The sequence below is a fragment of the Exiguobacterium sp. BMC-KP genome, from assembly GCF_001275385.1.
GTDB lineage: Bacteria > Bacillota > Bacilli > Exiguobacteriales > Exiguobacteriaceae > Exiguobacterium_A.
Genome location: NZ_LGIW01000012.1, coordinates 70119 through 92628, shown reverse-complemented (window position 1 = coordinate 92628; position 22510 = coordinate 70119). Strand labels below are relative to the sequence as shown.

The 22510-nt window shown below is 46.6% G+C and carries 22 protein-coding genes and 2 riboswitches; of the genes, 9 read left to right on the top strand and 13 right to left on the bottom strand.

What is annotated here, in order from left to right; genetic code table 11:
• Positions 1-35 precede the first annotated feature (35 nt).
• Entirely contained in the window at positions 36-671 is a 636-nt protein-coding gene (locus ADM98_RS02005) for a nitroreductase family protein (protein WP_053452025.1), read from the top strand.
• A gap of 76 nt (positions 672-747) precedes the next feature.
• Positions 748-2064 carry an NAD(P)/FAD-dependent oxidoreductase gene (locus tag ADM98_RS02000; protein WP_053452024.1) on the top strand — a complete coding sequence of 439 codons (1317 nt, stop codon included), beginning with the start codon at positions 748-750 and terminating at the stop codon, positions 2062-2064.
• A 21-nt stretch (positions 2065-2085) separates the two neighbouring features.
• On the opposite strand, the gene ADM98_RS01995 is transcribed toward ADM98_RS02000, so the two are convergent.
• From ADM98_RS01995 to ADM98_RS01975, 5 genes are all read right to left on the bottom strand, one after another.
• Positions 2086-3522: a DEAD/DEAH box helicase gene (locus ADM98_RS01995; protein WP_053452023.1), complete on the bottom strand. Its 1437-nt coding sequence runs from the start codon at positions 3520-3522 to the stop codon at positions 2086-2088.
• A 63-nt stretch (positions 3523-3585) separates the two neighbouring features.
• Positions 3586-4659 (bottom strand): 23S rRNA (adenine(2503)-C(2))-methyltransferase RlmN, encoded by a 1074-nt coding sequence (gene rlmN / locus ADM98_RS01990; protein ID WP_023469793.1) that lies wholly within the window; start codon positions 4657-4659, stop codon positions 3586-3588.
• Between the two features lie 124 nt (positions 4660-4783).
• Positions 4784-5590: an ABC transporter permease subunit gene (locus ADM98_RS01985; RefSeq protein WP_053452022.1), complete on the bottom strand. Its 807-nt coding sequence runs from the start codon at positions 5588-5590 to the stop codon at positions 4784-4786.
• Entirely contained in the window at positions 5587-6468 is an 882-nt protein-coding gene (locus ADM98_RS01980; protein WP_053452021.1) for an ABC transporter ATP-binding protein, read from the bottom strand. Before ADM98_RS01980 ends, ADM98_RS01985 begins: the two co-directional genes overlap by 4 nt.
• Before the next feature lie 12 nt (positions 6469-6480).
• Positions 6481-7140 (bottom strand): methyltransferase, encoded by a 660-nt coding sequence (locus ADM98_RS01975; RefSeq protein ID WP_082318473.1) that lies wholly within the window; start codon positions 7138-7140, stop codon positions 6481-6483.
• An 89-nt stretch (positions 7141-7229) separates the two neighbouring features.
• Between ADM98_RS01975 and ADM98_RS01970 the strand changes: the two genes are divergently transcribed.
• The 3 genes from ADM98_RS01970 (at position 7230) to ADM98_RS01960 (ending at position 10379) form a co-directional block, all read left to right on the top strand.
• Positions 7230-7553: a heme oxygenase gene (locus ADM98_RS01970; protein WP_053452020.1), complete on the top strand. Its 324-nt coding sequence runs from the start codon at positions 7230-7232 to the stop codon at positions 7551-7553.
• A 122-nt stretch (positions 7554-7675) separates the two neighbouring features.
• The gene (locus ADM98_RS01965; protein WP_053452019.1) at positions 7676-8413 is read left to right on the top strand and encodes a hypothetical protein; all 738 of its coding nucleotides are present in this window, start codon (positions 7676-7678) and stop codon (positions 8411-8413) included.
• 92 nt (positions 8414-8505) lie between these two features.
• Positions 8506-8684, top strand: a riboswitch (Lysine riboswitch).
• Positions 8685-8795: 111 nt separating this feature from the next.
• Entirely contained in the window at positions 8796-10379 is a 1584-nt protein-coding gene (locus ADM98_RS01960; RefSeq protein WP_053452018.1) for a Na+/H+ antiporter NhaC family protein, read from the top strand.
• A gap of 66 nt (positions 10380-10445) precedes the next feature.
• On the opposite strand, the gene htpG is transcribed toward ADM98_RS01960, so the two are convergent.
• Together htpG and ADM98_RS01950 are read right to left on the bottom strand one after the other, a co-directional pair.
• The gene (gene htpG / locus ADM98_RS01955) at positions 10446-12308 is read right to left on the bottom strand and encodes a molecular chaperone HtpG (RefSeq protein WP_053452017.1); all 1863 of its coding nucleotides are present in this window, start codon (positions 12306-12308) and stop codon (positions 10446-10448) included.
• Positions 12309-12391: 83 nt separating this feature from the next.
• Positions 12392-13261, bottom strand: coding sequence for a hypothetical protein (locus ADM98_RS01950; RefSeq protein WP_053452016.1), 870 nt, complete (start codon positions 13259-13261; stop codon positions 12392-12394).
• A gap of 135 nt (positions 13262-13396) precedes the next feature.
• Here ADM98_RS01950 and ADM98_RS01945 point away from each other — a divergent pair, with 135 nt between their 5' ends.
• Positions 13397-14227: an SDR family oxidoreductase gene (locus tag ADM98_RS01945; protein WP_053452015.1), complete on the top strand. Its 831-nt coding sequence runs from the start codon at positions 13397-13399 to the stop codon at positions 14225-14227.
• A gap of 139 nt (positions 14228-14366) precedes the next feature.
• Positions 14367-15527 (top strand): M20 family metallopeptidase, encoded by a 1161-nt coding sequence (locus tag ADM98_RS01940; RefSeq protein WP_053452014.1) that lies wholly within the window; start codon positions 14367-14369, stop codon positions 15525-15527.
• A 62-nt stretch (positions 15528-15589) separates the two neighbouring features.
• On the opposite strand, the gene ADM98_RS01935 is transcribed toward ADM98_RS01940, so the two are convergent.
• Positions 15590-15940 carry a hypothetical protein gene (locus ADM98_RS01935; RefSeq protein WP_053452013.1) on the bottom strand — a complete coding sequence of 117 codons (351 nt, stop codon included), beginning with the start codon at positions 15938-15940 and terminating at the stop codon, positions 15590-15592.
• A gap of 86 nt (positions 15941-16026) precedes the next feature.
• Between ADM98_RS01935 and ADM98_RS01930 the strand changes: the two genes are divergently transcribed.
• A complete protein-coding gene (locus ADM98_RS01930; RefSeq protein WP_053452012.1) occupies positions 16027-16452 on the top strand; it encodes a DUF1801 domain-containing protein in 426 nt (141 codons plus the stop codon).
• A gap of 52 nt (positions 16453-16504) precedes the next feature.
• Here ADM98_RS01930 and ADM98_RS01925 read toward each other — a convergent pair whose 3' ends face one another.
• Positions 16505-17743, bottom strand: a complete 1239-nt coding sequence (locus tag ADM98_RS01925; protein WP_053452011.1) for an MFS transporter — start codon at positions 17741-17743, stop codon at positions 16505-16507.
• A 26-nt stretch (positions 17744-17769) separates the two neighbouring features.
• The gene (locus ADM98_RS01920; RefSeq protein ID WP_053452010.1) at positions 17770-18225 is read right to left on the bottom strand and encodes a CBS domain-containing protein; all 456 of its coding nucleotides are present in this window, start codon (positions 18223-18225) and stop codon (positions 17770-17772) included.
• A 181-nt stretch (positions 18226-18406) separates the two neighbouring features.
• Between ADM98_RS01920 and ADM98_RS01915 the strand changes: the two genes are divergently transcribed.
• A complete protein-coding gene (locus ADM98_RS01915; protein ID WP_053452009.1) occupies positions 18407-18829 on the top strand; it encodes a MarR family winged helix-turn-helix transcriptional regulator in 423 nt (140 codons plus the stop codon).
• Between the two features lie 77 nt (positions 18830-18906).
• Here ADM98_RS01915 and mmuM read toward each other — a convergent pair whose 3' ends face one another.
• The 3 genes from mmuM to ADM98_RS01900 form a co-directional block, all read right to left on the bottom strand.
• On the bottom strand, positions 18907-19839 hold the full coding sequence (gene mmuM, locus ADM98_RS01910; protein WP_053452008.1) for a homocysteine S-methyltransferase: 933 nt from the start codon (positions 19837-19839) through the stop codon (positions 18907-18909).
• Positions 19814-21217, bottom strand: a complete 1404-nt coding sequence (locus ADM98_RS01905) for an amino acid permease (RefSeq protein WP_053452007.1) — start codon at positions 21215-21217, stop codon at positions 19814-19816. Before ADM98_RS01905 ends, mmuM begins: the two co-directional genes overlap by 26 nt.
• A 77-nt stretch (positions 21218-21294) precedes the next feature.
• Positions 21295-21396, bottom strand: a riboswitch (SAM riboswitch).
• A gap of 36 nt (positions 21397-21432) precedes the next feature.
• A complete protein-coding gene (locus tag ADM98_RS01900) occupies positions 21433-22350 on the bottom strand; it encodes a ketopantoate reductase family protein (RefSeq protein ID WP_053452006.1) in 918 nt (305 codons plus the stop codon).
• Between the last annotated feature and the right edge of the window lie 160 nt (positions 22351-22510).

Below are 22510 nucleotides of genomic sequence, written 5' to 3'. Positions count from 1 at the left end.
AAACAGAGAACACACACAAGGGAGATTGAATAATTATGACTACTCAAACAACTACGGACTTCATGGAAATCGTCAAAGGACGTCGCTCGATCCGTAACTACGATACAAACGTAAAAATTTCAAAAGAAGAAATGACACAAATCCTTGAAGAAGCAACACTTGCTCCATCTTCAGTTAACATGCAACCATGGCGTTTCCTTGTCATCGATAGCGAAGAAGGCAAAGCAACACTTGCACCACTCGCGAAATTCAACCAAGTCCAAGTCGAGACATCTTCTGCTGTCATCGCTGTCTTCGGTGACATGAACGCGGTCGATAGCATCGAGACAATTTACGATATGGCTGTTGAAAAAGGTCTTATGCCACAAGAAGTACGCGATCGCCAAGTACCAGCAATCAAAGGTTTCTACCGTCCAGAAGACGTTGAAACATTACGTGATAGCATTTTGATTGATTCAGGTCTTGTTTCAATGCAATTGATGCTCGTGGCTCGTGCACATGGTTATGATACAAACCCAATCGGTGGTTACGAAAAAGACCAAATTGCAGAAGCATTCGGTCTTGAAAAAGAGCGTTACCTCCCAGTCATGTTGCTTTCAATCGGTAAAGCAGTTGACGCAGGATACCCATCTGTTCGTCTACCAATCGCTGACATCACAGAATGGAAATAAGCAATATCAACCAGTCCGGATTCCTTTCACAGGAATCCGGCTTTTTTGTATACTCAGAGAAAAGGAGGCGTCTTTGATGTATGATGTCACGATTATCGGAGCTGGTGTAGCGGGAATTTTTCTTGCTCATCAGCTCGTTGAACATGGACAGCGTGTCTTATTGCTCGATGCCGGAAAACCGATTCGTGAACGAACGGCAGAAGATGCGTATCTTGGATTCGCTGGGCTCGGAAAATCAGAAGGGAAATTCAATTATGCAACGGGATTCGGTGGAGAGCTCGTCTCAAAAATCGGCGTAGAAACGACGCAACAACTATTCCGAGAAGTCGATGACCTCTTATGTACATATGGTGCAGATACAATCGAAAGCTATTCCACTCACTCGCCTACTGTAGCGTCTCGTGCCCGTCGTGCCGGTCTCCACACAGTCGAAACAACGGTACGTCATTTAGGCACAGCACGGACTGCTACCGTCTTTACAGCGTTTGAGGATGCCTTACTACCGCGACTCGATGCTCGCTTCGAAGCGACAATCGAGCAGATCACGAAGTCCGAGCAGTTTACAATCAAAACAACGAACGAGACATTCGTCAGTCAACGGATCGTGTTCGCGACAGGTCGTTCCGGTGCAGACTTTACACTGCACCAGTTAGCTACGCTTGGTGTCACGCCACAGCGAACTCGACTTGATCTCGGTGTGCGGATTGAAACAGAGGAAGTCCTCTTTCGAACGTTGCTACAGGACACGTTCGAGACGAAGCTCGGCTACGACTCTCCTCATGGTCAAGCCGTCACTTATTGCATGAATCCGCGTGGACGGATCATTCGAAAATATCAAGAAGGCCTCGTCATGCCGGACGGTCAAAACGTCCACGAGACAGCAGACGGATCGACGAATCTGAACTTTACACTGTTTCTCCCACGTTATTTTTCGACACTAGCGAAAGCCAATGCGTATGCGACGCGTGTCATCGGCAAGATCAACCAAGGACAGGATCGCATCGTCGTCCAACGACTCGGTGATTTTCGAAAATTACAAGCGACGACAATGGAGCAATTGACTCGTAACGAAATCATTCCTTCTCTAAGTGCTTCCCCGGGAGATTTACACGCGGAAGTTCCTGTAGAAGATTGTCTCGTCTTAGAAGGTTTTTTAGAACGCCTCGAACGACTTCTTGAGACGGAACTCCCTGCAGATACGTTACTTTACGGACTAGATGGTAAGTTTTACGCACCGATGCTTGAAACGTCCGAAACGTTTGAGACGACGTGTCCCGGTGTCTATGCAATCGGTGATTGTTCCGGTGCAACACACTCTCTTGCTCAGGCAGCCGCTAGCGGACTCCATCTTGGACATGCCTTGACACAAAAAAGCCGGTCCCTCTTCGCCTAAGCGGAGAATGACCGGCTTGTCTTATTTCTTGAATGCTTCGTACACTTTCAATTGTTTCCCTTTGACCTTCGTCGTCTTCATTGCTCGTAAGACAAGCGGACCTTTCCCGTTCAGGATATCGACATACGTCAACGTATCCTGAATCGAGATGATTCCGATGTCGTCTGCTGTGACGCCTTCAATCTTCGCGATCGTTCCAACGAAGTCGACGGCACGGAGTTTCTTCTTCTTCCCACCATTAAAGAACAACTTCATGATGTCGGCATCGAGCTGTTCCGTTTTCGATGAACGCGTATCTTCCGTCGCCATCTTCTCCTCGAACGCATCCGCTGTCCGCATCAAGTCCTTTTCCGTCGGTGCTTGTCGACGTGTCAGCTTCCCGTGATATTGCTCGATTTCCTTCAGGCGACGTTCGTCTGCTGGTGTGACAAGACTAATTGCTTGTCCAGTAGCTCCCGCACGACCTGTCCGACCTGTTCGGTGAACGTAGCTTTCCCGTTCGACAGGGAGATCGTACTGGATGACGTGTGTGATGTTCTCGATATCGATTCCGCGTGCCGCGACGTCTGTTGCAACAAGAATCCGGAACTTACCGGCACGGAACGCTTTCATCGCATCGAGTCGGTCATCTTGTTCCATTCCACCGTGAATCGCTTCAACCGGATAGTCATGTGCGCGCAAGCCATTCGCGACGAAATCGACATGTTCTTTCGTCCGACAGAAAATCATGCAACGATCCGGATTTTCAGCGACGAGGACATCTTTTAAAATGGCGAACTTCGTCTTATCCGTCACCGGAATATAGCTATGCGTGATCGTTGAGACGACCGTCTCACCTGCTTCGATTCGTTTTGGTGCCTCCATGTAACGGTCACTCAACTGTTCGATGTCTTCTGGGAAAGTCGCAGAGAACAATAGTGTCATCCGTTCCTTCGGTAACTCGGACAAGATGGCGTCGACTTGATCGAGGAAGCCCATGTTCAGCATTTCGTCCGCTTCATCTAAAACGACGTAACGCACTTTCTCAAGTGATAACGTGCCCCGCTCGATATGATCGCGTACGCGTCCTGGTGTGCCAACGACGATGTGTGTCTTTTGTTTGAGCTCTGTCACTTGTCCGCGGAACGGTTGTTTTCCGAAGACAGCAGTCGCTTTGATCCGCTTATAGCGTCCGATGTTCATAATATCTTCTTTGACCTGCAAAGCAAGCTCACGTGTTGGTGTTAAGACTAAAACTTGTGGTTTATTTTCTTCCCACTCGACGAGTTCACACAGCGGAATCGCAAACGATGCCGTTTTCCCGCTCCCTGTCCGTGATTTGACGATGACGTCTTTTCCAGACAATACGACTGGAATGACGGATTGCTGAACTTCGGTTGGTGTCGTATAACCGAGTTGCTCGATTGAATCGAGAATCGGTGCGCTTAAGTTAAAATCATTGAATCGTGTACGTGTCATAGGATGTCCTCATTTCTTATCGTAAAAAAAGCTTCCCACCGAAACGATGAGAAGCCCAACGAATTATTTGGATGCTACTTTATCTTTTTTGATTTGCTTACTACGTAATTGACCACACGCAGCATCAATGTCTGTTCCGTGTTCAAGACGAACACCACAGTTCAAGCCGTTCTTTTTCAACGTATCGTAGAACGTCGTGATGTCTTCAGACGTACTGCGTTGATATTGACCGTGCTCATCAACTGGGTTGTACGGAATCAAGTTGACATACGTCAGGTGACGTTTGTCTTCGAACAATTTCGCAAGTTCGACCGCGTGTTCTTTTTGGTCGTTGACGCCACGGAGCAAGATGTACTCGATCGTGATTTTACGGTTCGTCGTTTGAACGTAATAATCGATCGCTGGCATCAATTTCTCAAGCGGGATCGCCCGGTTGATTTTCATGATTTGCGTACGCAATTCGTTGTTTGGTGCGTGAAGCGAGATTGCTAAGTTGACTTGGAGTTTCAAGTCAGCAAACTTGTAAATCTTGTCTGCCAAACCACTTGTTGAAACCGTGATGTGACGTGCACCGATCGCAAGACCATTGTGATCTTTGATGACGTTCAAGAAGTCGACCATGTTGTCGAAGTTATCGAACGGTTCACCGATACCCATGACGACGACGTGGCTGACACGTTCTTCGTTACCGACTGCATCGAGGTGATGTTGAACGTTCATGATCTGTTCAACGATTTCGCCTGCCGACAAGTCGCGGCTCTTCTTGATGAGACCACTTGCACAGAAGCTACAGCCAATGTTACAGCCAACCTGTGTCGTAACACAGACAGAAAGACCGTATTTATGACGCATCAAAACCGTTTCGATCAAGTTGCCATCATATAATTTGAAGAGGAACTTGATTGTTCCGTCTGCTGATTCTTGCTTGACCGCTTCTGTCATCGAGTCAATCGTAAAACTCTGATCTAACAACTCAAGGCAATCCTTGTTGACATTCGTCATTTCCGCGAAAGTCGTGACACGTTTACGGTAGAGCCAATCCCATACTTGTTTGGCACGGAATGGTTTGTGCCCTTGATTCGATAACCATTCTGTCATCTGCTCAAGCGTTAATCCATAAATGGATGGTTTATTCATTTCAAAAGACCTCATTTCTTTTTCCAGAACTACAACATTCCTTTATCTTAGTAAAAATCAGCGCTTGACGCAACGTTCAAATCCTAAATGTTCACTTTCTGTAAAGTTTTTTCGTCACTTTCGATCAAATCGATAGACTACGACGTCCAAATTGAACGAACGCTCCCGTCAAGAAAACAAGACAAAGGACGAGTAAGGAAACCGAGTGGATAAGAAAATGGTCCGTTCCTTCTAATAACTGCGTCGTATTAAATAAGGAGAAGACGGATAGATAACGGAGCCACTCTGTCTTGTCACTCAATTCGGATAGGATTGTCAAAACGATAGAGAGGACTAATACACTACCTGCAAGTGAAAAAGCACGTCGTTCTTCGTCGAATAACGTCGCAATGAATAACGTAAAGGCACCCATCGCAAAGAGTAAAAAGAGAGCATTGACTTGAATCCGCCATAAGATGACATCATCGATTGAAATACCGGTCATCCACCAGTCAGCAACCATCAGTACAAGTCCGTTTAGTCCTACGAGAAGCGTACTAGCGATGCCCATGACGACAGCAACAGCCAGTGTGTATGCATGTCGCGTTATAGGTGCTGCGAGATAAACGATCAGTTCCCCATTATCAATTGGTCGGGCAACCAAGCGTGCCGCTAATGAGAGCAGGAAGAGACTCACAATGACTTGGAAGATCAGTCCGTAATAGTTGCCGCCGAGTAGATCCAGCACGTTATCAAACCCTGTCACCTTATCGTACTGGAAAGCTTTCAAGACCTCGGGGGGTAATGCTTCCAGTTTTGCTTCTAATAAACCCGTCTTCATCATCGATGGATAAAGTAGCGCAAGCATCAATAAGTAGAGACTCGTTCCAATCGCATAAGCAAGCACGGGCTTTCTGACTTGCTTGAACAACGAACGGATCAACAATATCACGATGACTCCTCCTCTCCGTAATAATGCAAAAAGACCTGTTCTAAATCATCTGCTGACGGACGGATCAGTTGTACATCATATTGGGTTAGGTAAGCAATCGCCTGATTTAAGCTCAGCGTCTCGTCCGTTTGAAAACTGACTTCTGTTCGCTTCGATTCCGTACCGATCTGCATCGCGAACTGTGCCGCCTCCACCTCAGTTCGGAAGACGATTGTGTACGTCTTGCGACTCGATCGAACCAACTCATGGATATCCGATTCGACGATGATACGACCCGCTTTGATTAAAGCCGCTCGATCGCAAGACTTTTCCATCTCCGGAAAGTGATGCGAACTCATCAAAATCGCTTTTCCCGCTTGCTTCTCCTGTTCGATCCACTCTAAAAAACGCTCTTGCATCAAAGGATCGAGTCCACTGGTCGGCTCATCGAGTAGATAAACTGGTGCATCCTTCATGAAACAACCGACGAGTGCCAGTTTTTGTTTCATCCCTTTTGACATCTTACGGATTTTCGTCTTCGTCTCAAACGGAAATCGTTTCAACAACAGTTGTCGTCGTGCCGGATCACTGCCATGCAACCGTTGCATCAAATCCAGCATGTCTGCTCCCGTCATATCTCCAGGTAAACTAATCTCGCCCGGCAAGTAACCGACCAACTGCTTCACTTCTTTACTTTGTGTCCAGCAATCAAAGCCGCCAATCGTCGCCTTTCCATCATCCGCAGCCATCAATCCCATCAAATGTCGGAGCGTCGTTGATTTTCCGGATCCGTTTGGTCCAATGAAACCAAAGATTGTTCCCGGCTCAACCGTAAAACTGACATCGAATATTCCACGCCCCGGTGCAAACTCTTTCGTGACATGCTCCAAGCGAATCATCATCCGACCTCCTTATTTTCCATTTCTCTCATCACTGTATTCATACCCGTTTTGAAGCAGTTTCTTCGGATCAAAACGATAGATGACAAATCGTTCGTCGTGATTTTTGTCATAAAAGTCTCGTAATCGAATCTCATCAATTTGCTCGAATACGGTATGTCGCTCCAAATATTCTCGATATTCATCGGTTGGGTAGTACAAGATGAGATCAACCGAACGCGAGGACCGCTCGACCGAACTTAAAATGTGATCGATCACTTTCATGAAAATTTGGGAAGAGAACGGATTAAAGAAATAAAACTTGTTCGCGTCCGCCGGAATGACGTATTGTTCGGCATACGCCTGTTCAAATCGTAAACTTCCCGAACGTCGCTTACGTCGACTTTCGTAATTCGCCATGTTCCGGAGCGCATCTTCGTAAAATTGTCCATTCATCTCGATTCCGATGACGGAGCAGTCAAAACGATCGTGTAAGTAAAAGTTCAATCGTCCTTTTCCGCAACCAAAATCAATGACAGTGTCTTGTTTTTGAAACAGATAGGTTTCGCATAATTCGTCTAGTGCTGCATAAGGCGTTGGTTCATAGCGATTGTAGTGACTAAATACACCATAAAGGTGTTGCATCTCGATCGTCTCGATTCGTAATTGTTGATCGTATTCTTGCTCATTCATTGTATTTTGTTCCTTCTTTCCGGCATTCTTTCCCTCATCGTACTATACTGAAGAAGTACGTTACTCGTTTTTTGAAAGGGGATTTTATGATGATCGTCGTTACGAACCGGATTAAAGTCAAAAAAGGGATGGCTGCTGCCCTCGCTCCTCGTTTTACACGTCCAAGTGGACTCGATACGATGGATGGTTTCATCCGTGTCGAAGTCTTATTGACACAAAACATCGAAGAGCATGATGAGATGAACGTCAACATGTACTGGGAAGACATGAAGAGTTTTCAAGCGTGGCGGGAGAGTGACGATTTCAAAGCGTCACATAGTCGACCTGCGAGTAGTGAAGCTGGAGAATCTCCGATGCTCGGCAGCGAAATTCTGACTTATGAAGTCGCTTCCGTAAAAGAACGCGCGCAATAAACCAAGAAGGACTCGATATGAGTCCTTTTTATGTACCTGTATAAAAAAAAGAGAAAGGGTTTAATTGTCTCAAATGGTATTATTTGTTATCATAATGCCATTACAGAGAGAGAGGATCTTACATGAATTCGTTAACTATATTTGAACATGCTATTCGTGCCTTACCTGACGACCGTACATTACGACGTGATGAATTATGGACGGATGCCTTTTTATTGCAACAGGAGAACGAACTGACCGTTTATTATTCTCCGATTGGTGAGTACGTCAATACCAAAGCAAAAGTCGTCATCATCGGGATCACACCAGGATTTGAACAGATGCGAATCGCTTTCGAAGAAGCGACGGATGTACTTCATCATAGCGTTTCATTGGAAGAGACGGCACGCCTCGTCAAATATACGGCAAGCTTTGCTGGAACGATGCGACGCAACCTCGTCCAAATGCTTGATACACTCGAACTTCCAGCATTACTCGGAATCGAGACGACGGCTACCTTATTTCATCAACATCAGCAATTACTGCATCCGACGTCGTTATTAAAACAACCCGTCTTTTATCGAGAAAAAAATTATTCAGGGCATCAACCGAAAATCAATCGTAGTCCTTTGTTGAGACACTATGCAGAGGAACATTTCGTTGCTGAGATCAATCAATTACATGAATCAGCGCTGTTGATTCCGCTCGGTCGTGTCGTCGAAGCACAAATTCGTAGCTTGATTCATGACGGACGAATTGAACAGCATCAGCTTCTTTCCGGCTTCCCTCATCCCTCTGGTGCAAACGGTCATCGAAAAAAACAGTTTGAAGAGAATCAACCGTACTTAATGAAACAGCTTATTCAACATTTTGCCGAATAAATAACTTTATCTTAAATTATCAGAATATATGGTTGAATCGCTTCTGAAATACATGATAAAGTGTCCATAAGAACAGAATATGACTATTCTATCGATGAGGTAGAGGCGCGATTTCAATCAGTACTTGGTCCGAGGATGACAACGAAGACGACTACAGGAAAGGTGACATCGCCGAAATGATAATATGTGTCCAACATATCGTCGTTGGTCGATTCGGGAAACACCCGATCGATTGCCATACATAGCAGTTGTATGGAGCGCTCCAATTCGGCTAAGAAAGACGCATCCAGCGAGGGTGTCGGCTTTGTTGCCGGTGCCCTTGCTTTTTTTATGCCGCGGGGTCTCATCTTTAAGTTATTTATTAAAGAGGAGGATATTTTTTATGGTCAACTATTCAGATTCCATCATCGCCCTTGTACCTGCTTTATTAGCTATCTTGTTGGCAATCTTTACGCGCAAGGTCGTTCTTTCGCTAGGTGTCGGCATTCTCGTCGGTGCCCTACTACTCCACCGTTTTAACCCGATCGATACGGTGACCTATCTTGGTAAGAACATCTTCAGCCTATTTTGGGCAGATGGTGCCTTGAACGAATGGAACGTCTTATTGCTTGTCTTCTTGTTATTGCTTGGTGTCCTTTCGACGTTGATCCAAACGTCAGGTGGTGCACGAGCTTTCGGAGAATGGGCAGCAACGCACGTCAAAACGGCACGTGGTGCTCGTTTGGTCGCATTCGGCCTCGGAATTTTGATCTTCATCGATGACTACTTCAATAGTCTCGCCGTCGGAAACGTCAGTCGTCCGCTTACGGATCGTCGTGGTGTATCACGTGCAAAACTTGCCTATTTGATTGACTCAACGGCTGCACCTGTCTGTGTCATCAGTCCGCTTTCAAGCTGGGGAGCATTTATCATCTCCATCATTGCTGGTATCTTAACGACGCACTCGATTACGGATTACTCGGCGTTTAGCGCCTTCATGATGATCGTTCCAATGAACTTCTATGCAATCTTTGCTCTTCTGTTAACACTTTACATCGCTTACTCTGGCATCTCTGTCGGACCGATGAAACAACACGAACGCCGTGCTGCAAAAGGTGAACTCTTCGATGCCTCAAAAGGCACACCGATGGGGATGGCAAAAGAGGTCAAGGAACACACGAACGGAAAAGTTCGGGATCTCGTCGTTCCAATCGTTGTTCTCGTCATAGCTACGATCAGCGCGTTACTCGGAACAGGTGCTCAGGCACTTGCAGCCGACAATCGCCCGTTCACTTTGATCGGCGCGTTTGAAGCAACAGATGTCACACGTTCACTCGTCGCTGGTGTTGTCATTAGTTTAATCGTTGCTTTCCTGATGTTGATCGGACGGAAGATTCCGGGACGCGATTACCGTGCAAGCATCGTTGCTGGTATGCGTTCGATGTGGCCGGCAGTCGTCATCCTGTTGTTCGCTTGGACGATCATCGCTGTCATCGGTGATATGAAAACAGGTGACTATCTCGCAAGTTTCGTTAGCAACTCGATTTCTGCTTCGTACTTGCCGTTCTTATTATTCTTAATTGCCGGCTTGATGGCATTCTCGACAGGAACAAGTTGGGGCACATTCGGGATCATGTTGCCAATCGGTGCGGATCTCGTCATGGCGGTCGACGCTTCTCTCTTGTTACCGACGCTTGCTGCTGTTCTTGCCGGATCTGTCTTCGGTGACCATTGTTCACCGATTTCTGATACGACAATTCTCAGTTCGACTGGGGCTGGATCCCATCATATCGATCATGTCACGACACAGTTACCGTATGCGCTAGTCGGTGCAGTTACTGCCGCTGTTGGTTATTTAGTCATCGGTTTCACGGAGTCTTCGGTCTTCGGTTTCATCGGAGCTCTTGTCACATTCGCACTCTTCGTCGTCGTCTTAAACGTTCTCTCGAAAAAAGGAGAAACCGCTTCGGATTTACAGACGGATTAATGTAACACTGTACGAAAAAAGGCATTGGATGCGCGCATCCAATGCCTTTTCTTATACTCATTCGTTTCACACCATCAATAAACACACATCATTTGCGAACGCTACTGGGTCTTCAAGCGGAAGTCCTTCAACAAGCAACGCTTGCTGATACATTAATTTTGTATAGTGTTCGAATTTCGAACGATCGTTTTGATACGCTGTTTCAAGGGATTGGAACACTGCGTGTGACGGGTTCAATTCGAGAATCTTGACCGCCTCTACTCCTTCGTTATTCGGCATTGCCTTAAGGATTTTCTCCATCTCGATCGAGACGGCGCCGTCTGTCGCAAAACAGACGGGATGAGATTTTAGACGCGTCGATGCTTTGACTTCCTTGACTTGTCCACTTAGCACTTCCTGCATCGCTTGGAACATCTCCGCTTGTGCGTCCGTCGTCTCTGCTTCTTCTGCTTCAATCCCTAAGTCGCTACTCGTGACCGACTTGAACGTCTTCTCGTTGTACGTCACGAGCATCTGGATCGCGAACTCATCGATCTCTTCCGTGAAGTACAAGATGTCGTACCCTTTATCACGAACGAGCTCGGATTGCGGTAACTTATCTAAACGATTCGTACTCTCACCAGCCGCATAGTAGATATGCGCTTGATCTTCCGGCATCGCTGCGACGTATTCCGCAAGCGTGATCAACTTCTTCTCCTTCGCTGAGTAGAAGAGGATGAGGTCCTGCACTTGTTCTTTGTGCATGCCATAATCATTATACATACCGAACTTCAGCTGACGTCCGAACGCTTGATAGAACGTTTCGTACTTCGCGCGATCTTCGCGCAGAAGGGCTTCAAGTTGTGTCTTAATCTTACTTTGGATATTTTTCGCGATCAGCTTCAATTGACGATCGTGTTGTAGAAGTTCACGCGAGATGTTGAGCGATAAGTCCTCCGAGTCGACCATTCCTTTGACGAAACTGAAATGGTCCGGCAGCAAGTCGCTACATTTTTCCATGATCAAGACACCGTTCGCGTAAAGCTCGAGGCCTTTTTCAAATTCCTTCGAATAATAATCGTACGGCGCCTGCTCTGGAATGAATAAGATTGATTGATAACGAACGGCACCATCGACACTGATATGAATGTGTTTTGCCGGTTTGTCGAAACCATACCGTTTCTCTTGGTAGAAGTTCGTATAGTCCTCGTCTGTCAATTCCCGTTTGTTCTTCCGCCAGATCGGTACCATGCTGTTGATTGTCTTGACGACTTCGACATCTTCCGTCTCGTCACTGCCTTCGATTGGCTGACGTTCGAGTTCCTTCATCTCGATTGGATAGCGAATGAAATCGGAGTATTTCTTGATGATGCTGCGCAGACGATACGTCTCGAGGTATTCGTCATACGATTCTTCGTCCTCATTCGCCTTGATGTGGAGCGTAATCTCCGTTCCGACGGTTTCTTTGTCGACTTCCTCGATCGTATAGCCTTCGACACCACGCGATTCCCATTTATAAGCGACTGCATTACCGAATGGTTTCGTAACGACAGTGACGACGTCTGCGACCATGAATGCGGAATAGAATCCGACACCGAATTGACCAATGATATCATGACCATCTTGTGCCTCGTTTTCTGCCTTGAAGGCAAGCGAGCCACTCTTCGCGATCGTACCGAGATTCTCTTCTAGTTCATCCTTCGTCATTCCGATTCCAGTATCACGAATGATGAGTTGACGCGCTTCTTTATTTGGTTCAATCGTAATTTTGTAGTGTTCTTTCTCGAACGAAATCGTCTCGTCCGTCAACGCTTTATAGTACATCTTATCCATGGCGTCACTTGCATTCGAAATCAATTCGCGCAGGAAAATCTCCTTATGCGTATAGATGGAATGAATCATCATCTCGAGCAATCGTTTTGATTCCGCCTTAAATTGTTTCGTTTCCATACTATTTCAGCCTCCCTTTTTTAGCACTCAATTATATAGAGTGCTAATTTCATCTCCTATTATTAGGGAGTTCAAAATATCTGTCAATCTCCTTTTTCACTATACTTCGCGACTTTTTCACGGACGAATCGTCCGATTTGACACAAGTGTTCTGCTGCCCCATATGTGCCGTGGCTAATGTCGTTTTTATCCTTCCGATTTCCAAGACCAATGAACTGCTCACTTGGTTTGAAGTGGAGTCCGATCACAGGTACCTGAAATTGTGACGAAAAACCGATTTGAAAGATCGCGTCTGGATAATCCGTCGGTTGATAGGTCGTCCAATCGATGTCTGGTTCAAGCTTTGCAAATCGTTCCGTATGTTCCTTTCCAAGCAGGATGATTCCTTTTATCGAAAACAGTTCAAGCAGGCGCAATAGGAATGTCTGACCGAATGGACTATCTTCTAACACGCCACGTTCCTTGATCGCTCCCATGTAGTGGTGCGTCGGAAACGGAAAAAAGTCCAGATGAATGACTGGATCAAGTGTTTTCTCATAAAACGATGCACTAAATCCATTCAAGAATCCTTCAAGTTTACCGCCACCTGGTCGCCCGAACCATGTCCGGTAAATATTCGGTTGTTTGAAATAATCGTTGAAGCGCCGAATCGATTCCGTCAGTACCTCCTCTTGTAGATAATCATCCCATATCATGGATTGTGGACGTATGAAAAGCGGACCATACTCATCGAACCGTAGCGCTCCCGTTCGGTCTAAAAACTGTGCTCGGGACGGATTTGTTGCAATCGTCAACCAGCTACTCTGCGTCGCATCACCAAACCAGAGGACAGGTGTCGTTTGGTCAATCAACTCGCTTGAAAAAGCACTCTTTTCAAGTGTCATTTGATACTGAACGGCTTCTTGTAATAATTTTTTGGCAAGTTGCCATTGATCAGATGTCAGCGTTCTCATCTCCTTTTATACAACGATTGTGCTGTTGTAGATGTACCCCCTATCCTCTATCACTAGACGCATCGATGGGTTTAATCTCCATTTCTCCGGGAATGTTTCATAAGGTGAACGATACGACTTAGGAGGGATTTAGCAATGGGTAGACTCGAGCAAAAAGTAGCTGTTATTACAGGATCGGCAACAGGAATTGGACAAGCGACCGCGCTTGTCTTCGCAGAACAGGGAGCAACGGTCGTCTGTGCCGATGTCTCACTTGAAAAAGCACAACAAACAGTGGAACAAATTACAAAACAGGGTGGAAAAGCGGAAGCAGTCCACGTCGACGTCTCAGATGTCGAGAGTGTCGAGCAACTTGCGAAGCACGTCAAAGAGACATATGGTACGGTCGACGTCCTCTTCAACAATGCCGGAATCGATGAACAAGGCGGGAAAGTTCACGAGTATCCAATCGATCTCTTCGACCGGATCATCGCTGTCGATTTACGCGGAACGTTCCTCGTCAGTAAGTTTTTGATTCCACTCATGCTCGATAATGGTGGCTCAATCATCAATACATCATCAATGTCTGGTCGAGCAGCTGACTTGAACCGGTCCGGTTATAACGCAGCGAAAGGCGGGATCGCGAACTTCACTCGCGCGATGGCAATCGATTACGCGCGTCACGGCATTCGTGTCAACTCATTATCACCAGGAACGATCGAAACACCACTCATCGATACGCTCGTCGGTGAAAAAGAAAAAGAGCAAGGTAAACAATTCCGCGATGCGAACGCCTGGATCACACCACTCGGACGTCTCGGTAAACCACGTGAGATGGCAACGGTCGCCCTCTTCCTTGCTTCTGACGACAGCTCATATGTCACAGGTGAGGACATCACAGCAGACGGCGGCATCATGGCTTATACATGGCCGGGGGAAATGTTAATCGATTCAAAGTGGAAAGATGAAGCAGAAAAAAGTGAATGAGCAAGGTACGGTGTAACCTTCTGGTTGCACCATTTTCTTTTATCTCAAGACGTTCAGTCCCGTAAATTATTTTCCGAATTCGTTTACCTCCCTGAAGTATTTTTATCAGGGTACATGATAGGTAAAGGGGGAAATACTTATGCAAACAGCCATTACTTACTTACAACGGTGTCTTCAAATTCCAAGCGTCAACCCAATGGACGGAGAAGAAGCCGTCGCACGTTATGTGTACGATGTACTGGTGGATCATCAAATCTCGACAGAATGGATTGAAGTCTCACCAAAACGAATCTGTCTCGTCGCGACCGTTCCTGCGAGCGAGGAGTTTTCACGTCCTGCTGTACTCGGATTATCTGGTCATCTCGATACGGTTCCGGTCCAAGGAGACGGCTGGACGAAAGATCCATACGGTGGTGAAATCGAAGATGGACGCATTTATGGTCGCGGTGCTTCAGATATGAAATCAGGTGTCATGGCGATGGTGCAAGCACTGATTCAATATAGAGAACGTCAAGACCGTCCTAACACCGTCAAACTACTGATTACATCCGATGAGGAAAATGGGATGACAGGTGCTCGCCATTTGACCGAACAAGGGCATGCGGATGATTTAGATGCTTTGTTGATCACAGAACCGACGAGCGGAATGATCGGTTATGCACAAAAAGGGGTCGTTGGGATCGAAGTGACATGCCGCGGGAAAAGTGCACACAGCTCTGCCCCGCAACTCGGACGCAATGCGATTGATGATATGTATCGCGTCATTCAGGAAGTGAAATCGGAACGCTTCTCGATCACGACGAATCATCACGCAGCACTCGGTCCAGTCGTTGCGTCAATCACCTCGATTTCAGGAGGCGAAGGACCAAACGTCGTTCCGAGTCAGGCTTCATTCTATATGGATATCCGGACGATTCCCGGGTTCGGTCGAGCGGATGTACTTGCTACCTTTACAGATATCGAACGTCGTCTTGTTGCAGAAGATCCCGATTTCGCAATGAATGTGACGGTCATCAAGGATATCCCTTCCTGTGAAACTGACGAACACGCGCCTTTCTTACAACAGGTCGCAGATACGATGGAGCAGGTCAGCGGCGTGACACCACGAAAAATCGCTATTCCGGGTGGTACGGACGGTGCCATGTTCAGCCAATCGAAAAAATCATTCCCGATTGCGATCGCTTCTTTCCATGATTTCCGTCTTGCGCATCAAGTGGATGAATCGATTCCGTTGTCGGAATATGAACAAACGATTGCGTTTTGTTTCAACTTGATCAAAACACCACTTCACTCGCACTAAACAAAGAAGGAACGATTTTCGGATGACATATCGAAAATCGTCCCTTCTTCTTTTTTTAGTATCTATTCGTACACACCAAGCTGAGCCAACGCCTCACTTACATAACTTTGGTCACTGCGAAACTGATGATTTGTTTCCCCGTCAGACCAAGTGATGAAGACATGACCAAGTCGGTCGTAACGTAAGCTAAGATGAATCATATCCTGCTCAAATATAACTTCCCCCTGTAACGACTCATGAACATGAGCAAAATCGCGAATGAACGCATCGTATGCTACAAACGAGATGGAAAACCGTTGTTCACTGTTTTCTCCTGTCATCCGAATCGTCAATTCCTCTTTGACTGAATCTACGTCTAAAATCTCCCACTTTACACTATGTCCTTCTCCTCTGAATGCGATTCGATGCACCATCCGATTCTCTCCCTTCCCTATACAGGATATTCGCTTCCTTTTCTCGAAAGTAACCGATATCTTCTCAATGCGAAAGGAGACTGCTTATGTCTGATCCTCCAAAAACAGGTCCTACTGAACAGTCCGTCGACGCTTTCATAGCACAAGTCGAACCGCCGCAACGTCAAGCAGATGGTATTACCTTGCGTCAGTTTTTCGAAGATGTGACGGGATATGAAGCCGTTCTTTGGGGTTCTTCCTTGATTGGTTATGGTGCCTATCATTATCGCTATGCCTCAGGTCGCGAGGGCGACAGCTTCTATGTCGGCTTTTCTCCGCGTAAGACGAATCTCGTCCTTTATCTCGCACTTGGTGAAGACGACATATCAGAACGACTGCTTACCACTCTCGGTACGTATCGACGCGGTAAGTCCTGCATCTACGTAAAAAAACTGACTGACATCGACTTAGACGTGTTGCGAGCGATGATTGAGCACTCGATCCATACGTTAAAAACTATATACCCTTCTTGATTTTACTCAAAAACAGCCGAAGCGGATTCGCTTCGGCTGTCCTGTTATCGAATTAATGTCCGCCTTCTGTCCGGTCGATATGGCGAATGTGTTTGAGATTGACCCCGATGATGATGACGGATAAGAGAACGAATCCACTTCCGACATAAAACGGTAGGTTTGCGTTGAAGATTTCAGCCAATTTACCGGCCATGAATGGTGCAATGGCTGCCCCGAGAAAACGTAGGAAACTGTATGCCGCAGATGCTGTCGAACGTTCGACAGGTGCTGCGTCCATGACAGCTGTTGTGATGAGTGTGTTGTTATTCCCAAGTACAGCTCCCGCCAAGATGACACAGACGATGACGACAGCTGGTGTTTCTGTGAAAATCCCCATCAACAGAAGTAAGATCGCGAATAAAACCAACATCATGACCATCGCTTTGATTGTTCCGAACCATTGTTTCAATTTCGGAGCTGTCAAGACTGATGTGATCGCAAGTAACATACCCCAGCCGAGGAAGACGAATCCGAGTCCTTTAGCTGGTAATTTCATAACAAACGGTGCATAAGCCATGATTGTAAAGAAACCGACGTTATAAAGTGCCGCAACGATTCCGAGTGTCAGCAGCGAACGATGCTTCATCGCTTGGAACGGTGCTTTTAATGATAACTTCTGTTTCGGTGCAGCAGATGCTGCTGGTTTTGGCATCAAGAAGAGCAAGACGAGAAACGCGATGACCATGATTGTCGCAACACCCATGAACGGGGCGCGCCATGTAATCGATCCGAGCGTTCCGCCTAACAGTGGTCCAATTGAAATCCCAAGACCAACCGCTGCTTCGTACAAAATAATAGCTTTTGCTGTTCCACCGGATGATAAGGAAACAATCGCAGCGAGCGCTGTTGCTACGAACAAAGCATTCCCAAGTCCCCATCCACCGCGTAACGCGACGAGTGTCCAAATGCTATCTGCTTGTGAAGCGAAACCAGCAACAGTTGCGATGACAGCGATCCCGAGCATCAATGTTCCTTTTTGACCAATCCGTGATGAGATCGCGCCTGTAATTAACATCGCGAATGCCATGACAGCGTTATAACTTGTAAATAAGAGCGTTACTTCACTTTTGGATGCTTCTAAATTCTCGGCAATCGTTGGTAAGACCGGATTGACGAGCCCCATTCCCATGAATGCTGTGATACTGGCAAAAAAGACTGCCCAGACAGCAACTGGCTGATGGAATAATCCGTGTTTGCTTTCTGCTAATACCGTTTCCGGCTCAAGCGTAGTTGTTTTTTCAGCAAGTGCCATAGTGTCCCTTCTTTCTATTGAATGTGTTACATAAATTGTTTAAACGAATGGCGAATGACGTCGCCTCGACTGATGATTCCAACAAGACGTCCTGCTTTGAGAATCGGAAGTTTTTTAATTCGTTTTGCGCCGAGTGTCGCTGCAATCTCTTCCATTTCTGTGTCAGCGTCCGCTGTTACGACCTTCCGGCGTGCCAGTTCCATGACAGATCGATTCAAGATATGACGAATCCGATCTTCATAATCTTCTTCGTCTCCTTTGATAACATCTACATATAAGAATGTATCGACGATGATGTCCTTGTGTTTCCCGATCGCTCGCATGATATCTCCGTCACTGATATACCCGACGACCTCCTGCTGTGCATTGATGACGGGTACGCCGCTAATACCAGATTGAATGAATCGTTCGATGACCGTACGAATCGGATCTGTATCGTTTACTGTGATGACCTCTTGTTTCATCGACTCATAAGCTTTCATCTGAATTCTCCTTTGTCGTTCGTTTCTCATCTACTAAAGTTGTATGATACAATTAAAAGAACAAAAATGATTGTATAATACAACTACAACTCTGTCAAGCCTCCTGCTTTTCGCATTGACAGCTTATCCACATTGGGTAATCATGAGGGACAGAGAGACTTTTCGAAAGGGGAGATACCCGATGTCTCAACAATCACTCGAAACCATTGAATTGGAGTTAGCGATTCTGATCCGGCGCTTAACGACAGCGACGGCAGACAATCGCAATTTGGATCGTGCTTCCTATCTCTTACTGCGTCAACTATCAGATTCCGGCAACGTCGGTGTCAAAACACTTGCCCGCGAACTTCAGCTCGATGTTTCGACCGTCAGTCGCCAAGCAGCGGCACTCGATCAGAAACAACTCGTTGAAAAAGTAAAAGATCCGATGGATGGACGGGCCTTCTTCTATCACATCACGGATAAAGGACAACAAGAACTCACGATTTATCGAACAGCGCGTCTCGCGAGCATCGAACGTCTATTGACGGATTGGCCTTCGGATGATGCGGAAGATTTCGGACGCCTGTTGCAACAATTCAATCGCGCCTTGCGCGAACGGTAACGGAATCACACCTTATCTAAAAGAACGGACGCGAAATCGATTGATTTCGCGTCCGTTCTTTTTTCGTCCATCATTCATCATGTTTGAGAAACTCGGCAGACCGAACGAATTTGCGCAATATGTTCGGGTGACGTCCGGCAACAACCGCCAATCAATCGTGCCCCAGCTTCATACCACGTCTTTGCGACAGTTTGGAACGATGTGCACTGATTCGTACCCGACCATGTCTTCGCGACCGGATCATAAACCTCGCCGGAGTTCGGATAGACGATGATCGGTACGTTCGTCAATGCTTTGACATGAAGAATGAAATCGGTCGCGTAAGATGCCGGAAAACAATTTGCACCAATCGCTGCAAGTTGCGGATGTTGTCCGATCGTCTCGATACATGTCGCAAGTGGTGTTCCCTCACTGATGTGCGTCGCATCTTGAAGCGAGAACGTCAGCCAAGCAGATACTTCCGGATACGCTTCGAGAATCTGGAACAACACGACAGCTTCCTCAAGTGACGGAATCGTCTCGAACGCCAGCAGATCCGCACCCGCTTCAATCAATGCTTCGATCCGCGGTCTGTGGAAGGCTTCTAGCACATCAGCTGACACACCATAATGACCGCGATATTCAGATCCATCTGCTAAGTAGGCACCATAAGGACCAACAGATCCCGCGATTAGTGCGGCATTCTTTCCGCTACGCGTCCGTGCGTCTTGCGCAAGAGTGACCGTTTGTCGGATCAGTTTCTCTGCTTCCTCGGTTGTGATGTGACGTTGCTTGAACCCTTCGATACTTGCTTGATAGCTTGAGGTGATCGCGACATCGGCACCTACTTCGAAGTAATCGTTATGGACACGCTCAATCTGTTCTGGTGCTTCGATCAAGAGACGCGCTGACCAGAGCGGATCGTTCAGGTCAAATCCCTTTTGTTCGAGTTCGGTCGCAAGCGCTCCATCTAAAATCAGGAAGGGAACTTTCTGTAATCGTTGGTCAACTGGATTTTTGATTCGGGACATCTTCAACACTCCGTTTCTGAGAAGAATTCGTGAACGCATAAACGACATAACAGATCACGATGAATGGAATACCGCAGTACAAAGCAATACGTTGTGTCGGATCAAATCCGATCCCAATTAGGGAAATCAAACAGACAACGAAGGCTGCAATCGGTACGAATGGAAACAGTGGTGTACGATAGACCAATTCGTCGACCGTATGCCCTTCGCGGAGGAATTGTTTCCGGAAGCGATATTGCGCAACGCTGATACTCATCCAGACGACGACGACAGCAAGTCCGGAAATCGAGACGAGCGCGATATAGACACTTCCTGCTGCATAGATGCTAGACAGCAAGGCAAGTCCTCCACCGAGCATGCTGAACAATACAGCTCGAAGTGGAACTCCGCTTGGCGTCACCTGGGCGAAGAAGCGCGGAATCATCCGTTCGTTCGCAAGCGACCAAAGCATCCGTGAGGCCGCGTAAAGTCCCGAGTTCGCTGCCGATAAGATCGCCGTCAAAATGACAAAGTTCATCACGTCTGCTGCGTAGGGAATACCGATCCGTTCAAATACGGCTACAAATGGACTTTCGAGTACGCCCTTTCCTTCCGTTGGCAACAAGACGGCTAATACGATGATCGTACCAACGAAAAAGAGAACCAATCGTAGAATCGTCGTCCGGATTGCAAGCGGAATCGTCCGTTTCGGATCGACTGCTTCACCCGCTGCTACACCAATTAATTCTGTGCCCGAGTAAGCAAAGTTCACTGCGAGCATCGTCATGAAGATGACGAAAGCGCCATTCGGGAACAATCCACCTTCGGTTAACGAAGAAAAGAATGGGGCTGGACTACCATCTTGCAGTGGAATGAAGCCGACGATGGCTCCTGCACCAAGTAAAATGAAAGCAATGATCGTTACGACCTTAATAGCGGAGAACCAAAATTCGACTTCAGCAAAGACACGGACCTTCAAAACGTTAATACCAAGGATCATCGTAGCGAATAATGCACTGAACACCCAGACAGGAACGGATGGGAACCAACGCTGCATCAAAATGCCTGCTGCCGTGAATTCTGAACCGAGGGCGACCGTCCACGTCAGCCAGTAGAGCCAAGCCACTGTATAACCTGTGCCGGGTCCGATATACTTTGTCGCGTATTTATGGAATGAACCAGTTTCCGGCATATGTACAGCCAGTTCACCGAGACTTAACATGACGAGATAAACGACGACGGCCCCAATTAAGTAAGACAGAATCGTTCCGACGCGCCCTGCTTGTTCCAATGTATAACCCGTACTTAAAAATAATCCTGTTCCAATAACACCACCTAACGACAGCATGATCAGATGACGTGATTCCATCTTTCGTCGAAAAGCCCCGCTCGTTTTCATGAATCCATTTCCTCCTCATTCCACCTATTTCAAACAAAAAACGCATCCTCACGGATGCGTCGGTCGACAATTCGGAAATCTTATCGATCGGGTGCAGCACCCGCAGGAATTAGCACAGTATCTTTCGACCTGTTGCTGAGGTTTCATAGGGCCAGTCCCTCCACCTCTCTGGATAAGTATGTAATTGTTCCTAACCATATCAGAATGCAGATAATTCAGTCAACATGCATTTCTTGATTTTTTTGATAGATTCCTAAATTTGACTCGATGAGTTGAAGATGACGTTGAGACATTGTTTTTAGTAAAGTAGTAAAAAAGTGATCAACTTCTACTCGTTGACCTTTTTCCATATCCCGCAACATCGACGATTTCATCTTATCTTCCATTGCATTCATTTGTTTCATCAGTACAGCTTCTACATCATCATTGAAGACCGCACCCTGTTCTTCCATTGCCTGTTTCGATTCCTTCATGACGTCTATGATCATCTGACGCCCGACAGGTTCTTGCCGAATCGGACCGATGGCAGAGCGAAATAGTGTCGTCACGCCAGCGAATGTCGAAATGAACAGATATTTTTGCCACATGTCATCCATGATGTGCGTTGAGTACGCCATCGGCGCCTTTGCTTTCGCAAAACGTGTTGCAATTTCCTCCAGACGAGCTGTTGGTTTACCGATCCGTGAACCAAATAACAGCCGGTGTGACGGACTTGTCTGTACAATACGCCCTTCTGTATCAAGCGTCGATTCAATGAAGCAAAGACCACCGAGCACTCGATCTTCTCCGAAGACTTCTGTTAACCGGCGAATATGTTGCATCCCGTTTAATAACGGAATGATATATGTATCCTCCGAAACGAATGGCGCAAGATCCTTCAATACGTCATCTAAGTGATAAGCCTTCGTCGAAAGCAAGACGACGTCGAATGTATGATCCGGTCGCATGTCGTGCGTCACTAACTGAGGCGTGATCGTGATATCACCGTGAGGACTAGTGATTTGCAGTCCTGTTTTTTGTAGCTGTTCATAACGTTTCGGACGAACGAGGAATGTCACCTGTTCACCTTTTTCAGCAAGACGACCTCCGAAATATCCTCCGACTGCCCCTGCACCTACGACTAAAATATGCATATGTACGATCTCCTCCTTATTTGTTCTACACGTCACTTACTTCTTCACCCTAACATATCGAAAACGATTTTCCTGATTCCTGCTTGAATCACTAAAATTTAAGTTAAGCGTTTGCATTTCAGAAAAAAACGTTTATACTAACTTGTATACAAGTATACTC

Excerpts from the sequence above, each read along its gene's own strand:
- ADM98_RS02005 (WP_053452025.1), top strand. The coding sequence starts at position 36 with ATGACTACTCAAACAACTACGGACTTCATGGAAATCGTCAAAGGACGT.
- ADM98_RS01970 (WP_053452020.1), top strand. The coding sequence starts at position 7,230 with ATGATCGTCGTTACGAACCGGATTAAAGTCAAAAAAGGGATGGCTGCT.
- ADM98_RS01920 (WP_053452010.1), bottom strand. The coding sequence starts at position 18,225 with ATGAAAGCTTATGAGTCGATGAAACAAGAGGTCATCACAGTAAACGAT.
- ADM98_RS01980 (WP_053452021.1), bottom strand. The coding sequence starts at position 6,468 with ATGATTCGCTTGGAGCATGTCACGAAAGAGTTTGCACCGGGGCGTGGA.
- htpG (WP_053452017.1), bottom strand. The coding sequence starts at position 12,308 with ATGGAAACGAAACAATTTAAGGCGGAATCAAAACGATTGCTCGAGATG.
- ADM98_RS01960 (WP_053452018.1), top strand. The coding sequence starts at position 8,796 with ATGGTCAACTATTCAGATTCCATCATCGCCCTTGTACCTGCTTTATTA.
- ADM98_RS01930 (WP_053452012.1), top strand. The coding sequence starts at position 16,027 with ATGTCTGATCCTCCAAAAACAGGTCCTACTGAACAGTCCGTCGACGCT.
- ADM98_RS01940 (WP_053452014.1), top strand. The coding sequence starts at position 14,367 with ATGCAAACAGCCATTACTTACTTACAACGGTGTCTTCAAATTCCAAGC.
- ADM98_RS01935 (WP_053452013.1), bottom strand. The coding sequence starts at position 15,940 with ATGGTGCATCGAATCGCATTCAGAGGAGAAGGACATAGTGTAAAGTGG.
- rlmN (WP_023469793.1), bottom strand. The coding sequence starts at position 4,659 with ATGAATAAACCATCCATTTATGGATTAACGCTTGAGCAGATGACAGAA.
- ADM98_RS02000 (WP_053452024.1), top strand. The coding sequence starts at position 748 with ATGTATGATGTCACGATTATCGGAGCTGGTGTAGCGGGAATTTTTCTT.
- ADM98_RS01995 (WP_053452023.1), bottom strand. The coding sequence starts at position 3,522 with ATGACACGTACACGATTCAATGATTTTAACTTAAGCGCACCGATTCTC.
- ADM98_RS01905 (WP_053452007.1), bottom strand. The coding sequence starts at position 21,217 with ATGAAAACGAGCGGGGCTTTTCGACGAAAGATGGAATCACGTCATCTG.
- ADM98_RS01915 (WP_053452009.1), top strand. The coding sequence starts at position 18,407 with ATGTCTCAACAATCACTCGAAACCATTGAATTGGAGTTAGCGATTCTG.
- ADM98_RS01965 (WP_053452019.1), top strand. The coding sequence starts at position 7,676 with ATGAATTCGTTAACTATATTTGAACATGCTATTCGTGCCTTACCTGAC.
- mmuM (WP_053452008.1), bottom strand. The coding sequence starts at position 19,839 with ATGTCCCGAATCAAAAATCCAGTTGACCAACGATTACAGAAAGTTCCC.
- ADM98_RS01950 (WP_053452016.1), bottom strand. The coding sequence starts at position 13,261 with ATGAGAACGCTGACATCTGATCAATGGCAACTTGCCAAAAAATTATTA.
- ADM98_RS01975 (WP_082318473.1), bottom strand. The coding sequence starts at position 7,140 with ATGAATGAGCAAGAATACGATCAACAATTACGAATCGAGACGATCGAG.
- ADM98_RS01900 (WP_053452006.1), bottom strand. The coding sequence starts at position 22,350 with ATGCATATTTTAGTCGTAGGTGCAGGGGCAGTCGGAGGATATTTCGGA.
- ADM98_RS01945 (WP_053452015.1), top strand. The coding sequence starts at position 13,397 with ATGGGTAGACTCGAGCAAAAAGTAGCTGTTATTACAGGATCGGCAACA.
- ADM98_RS01925 (WP_053452011.1), bottom strand. The coding sequence starts at position 17,743 with ATGGCACTTGCTGAAAAAACAACTACGCTTGAGCCGGAAACGGTATTA.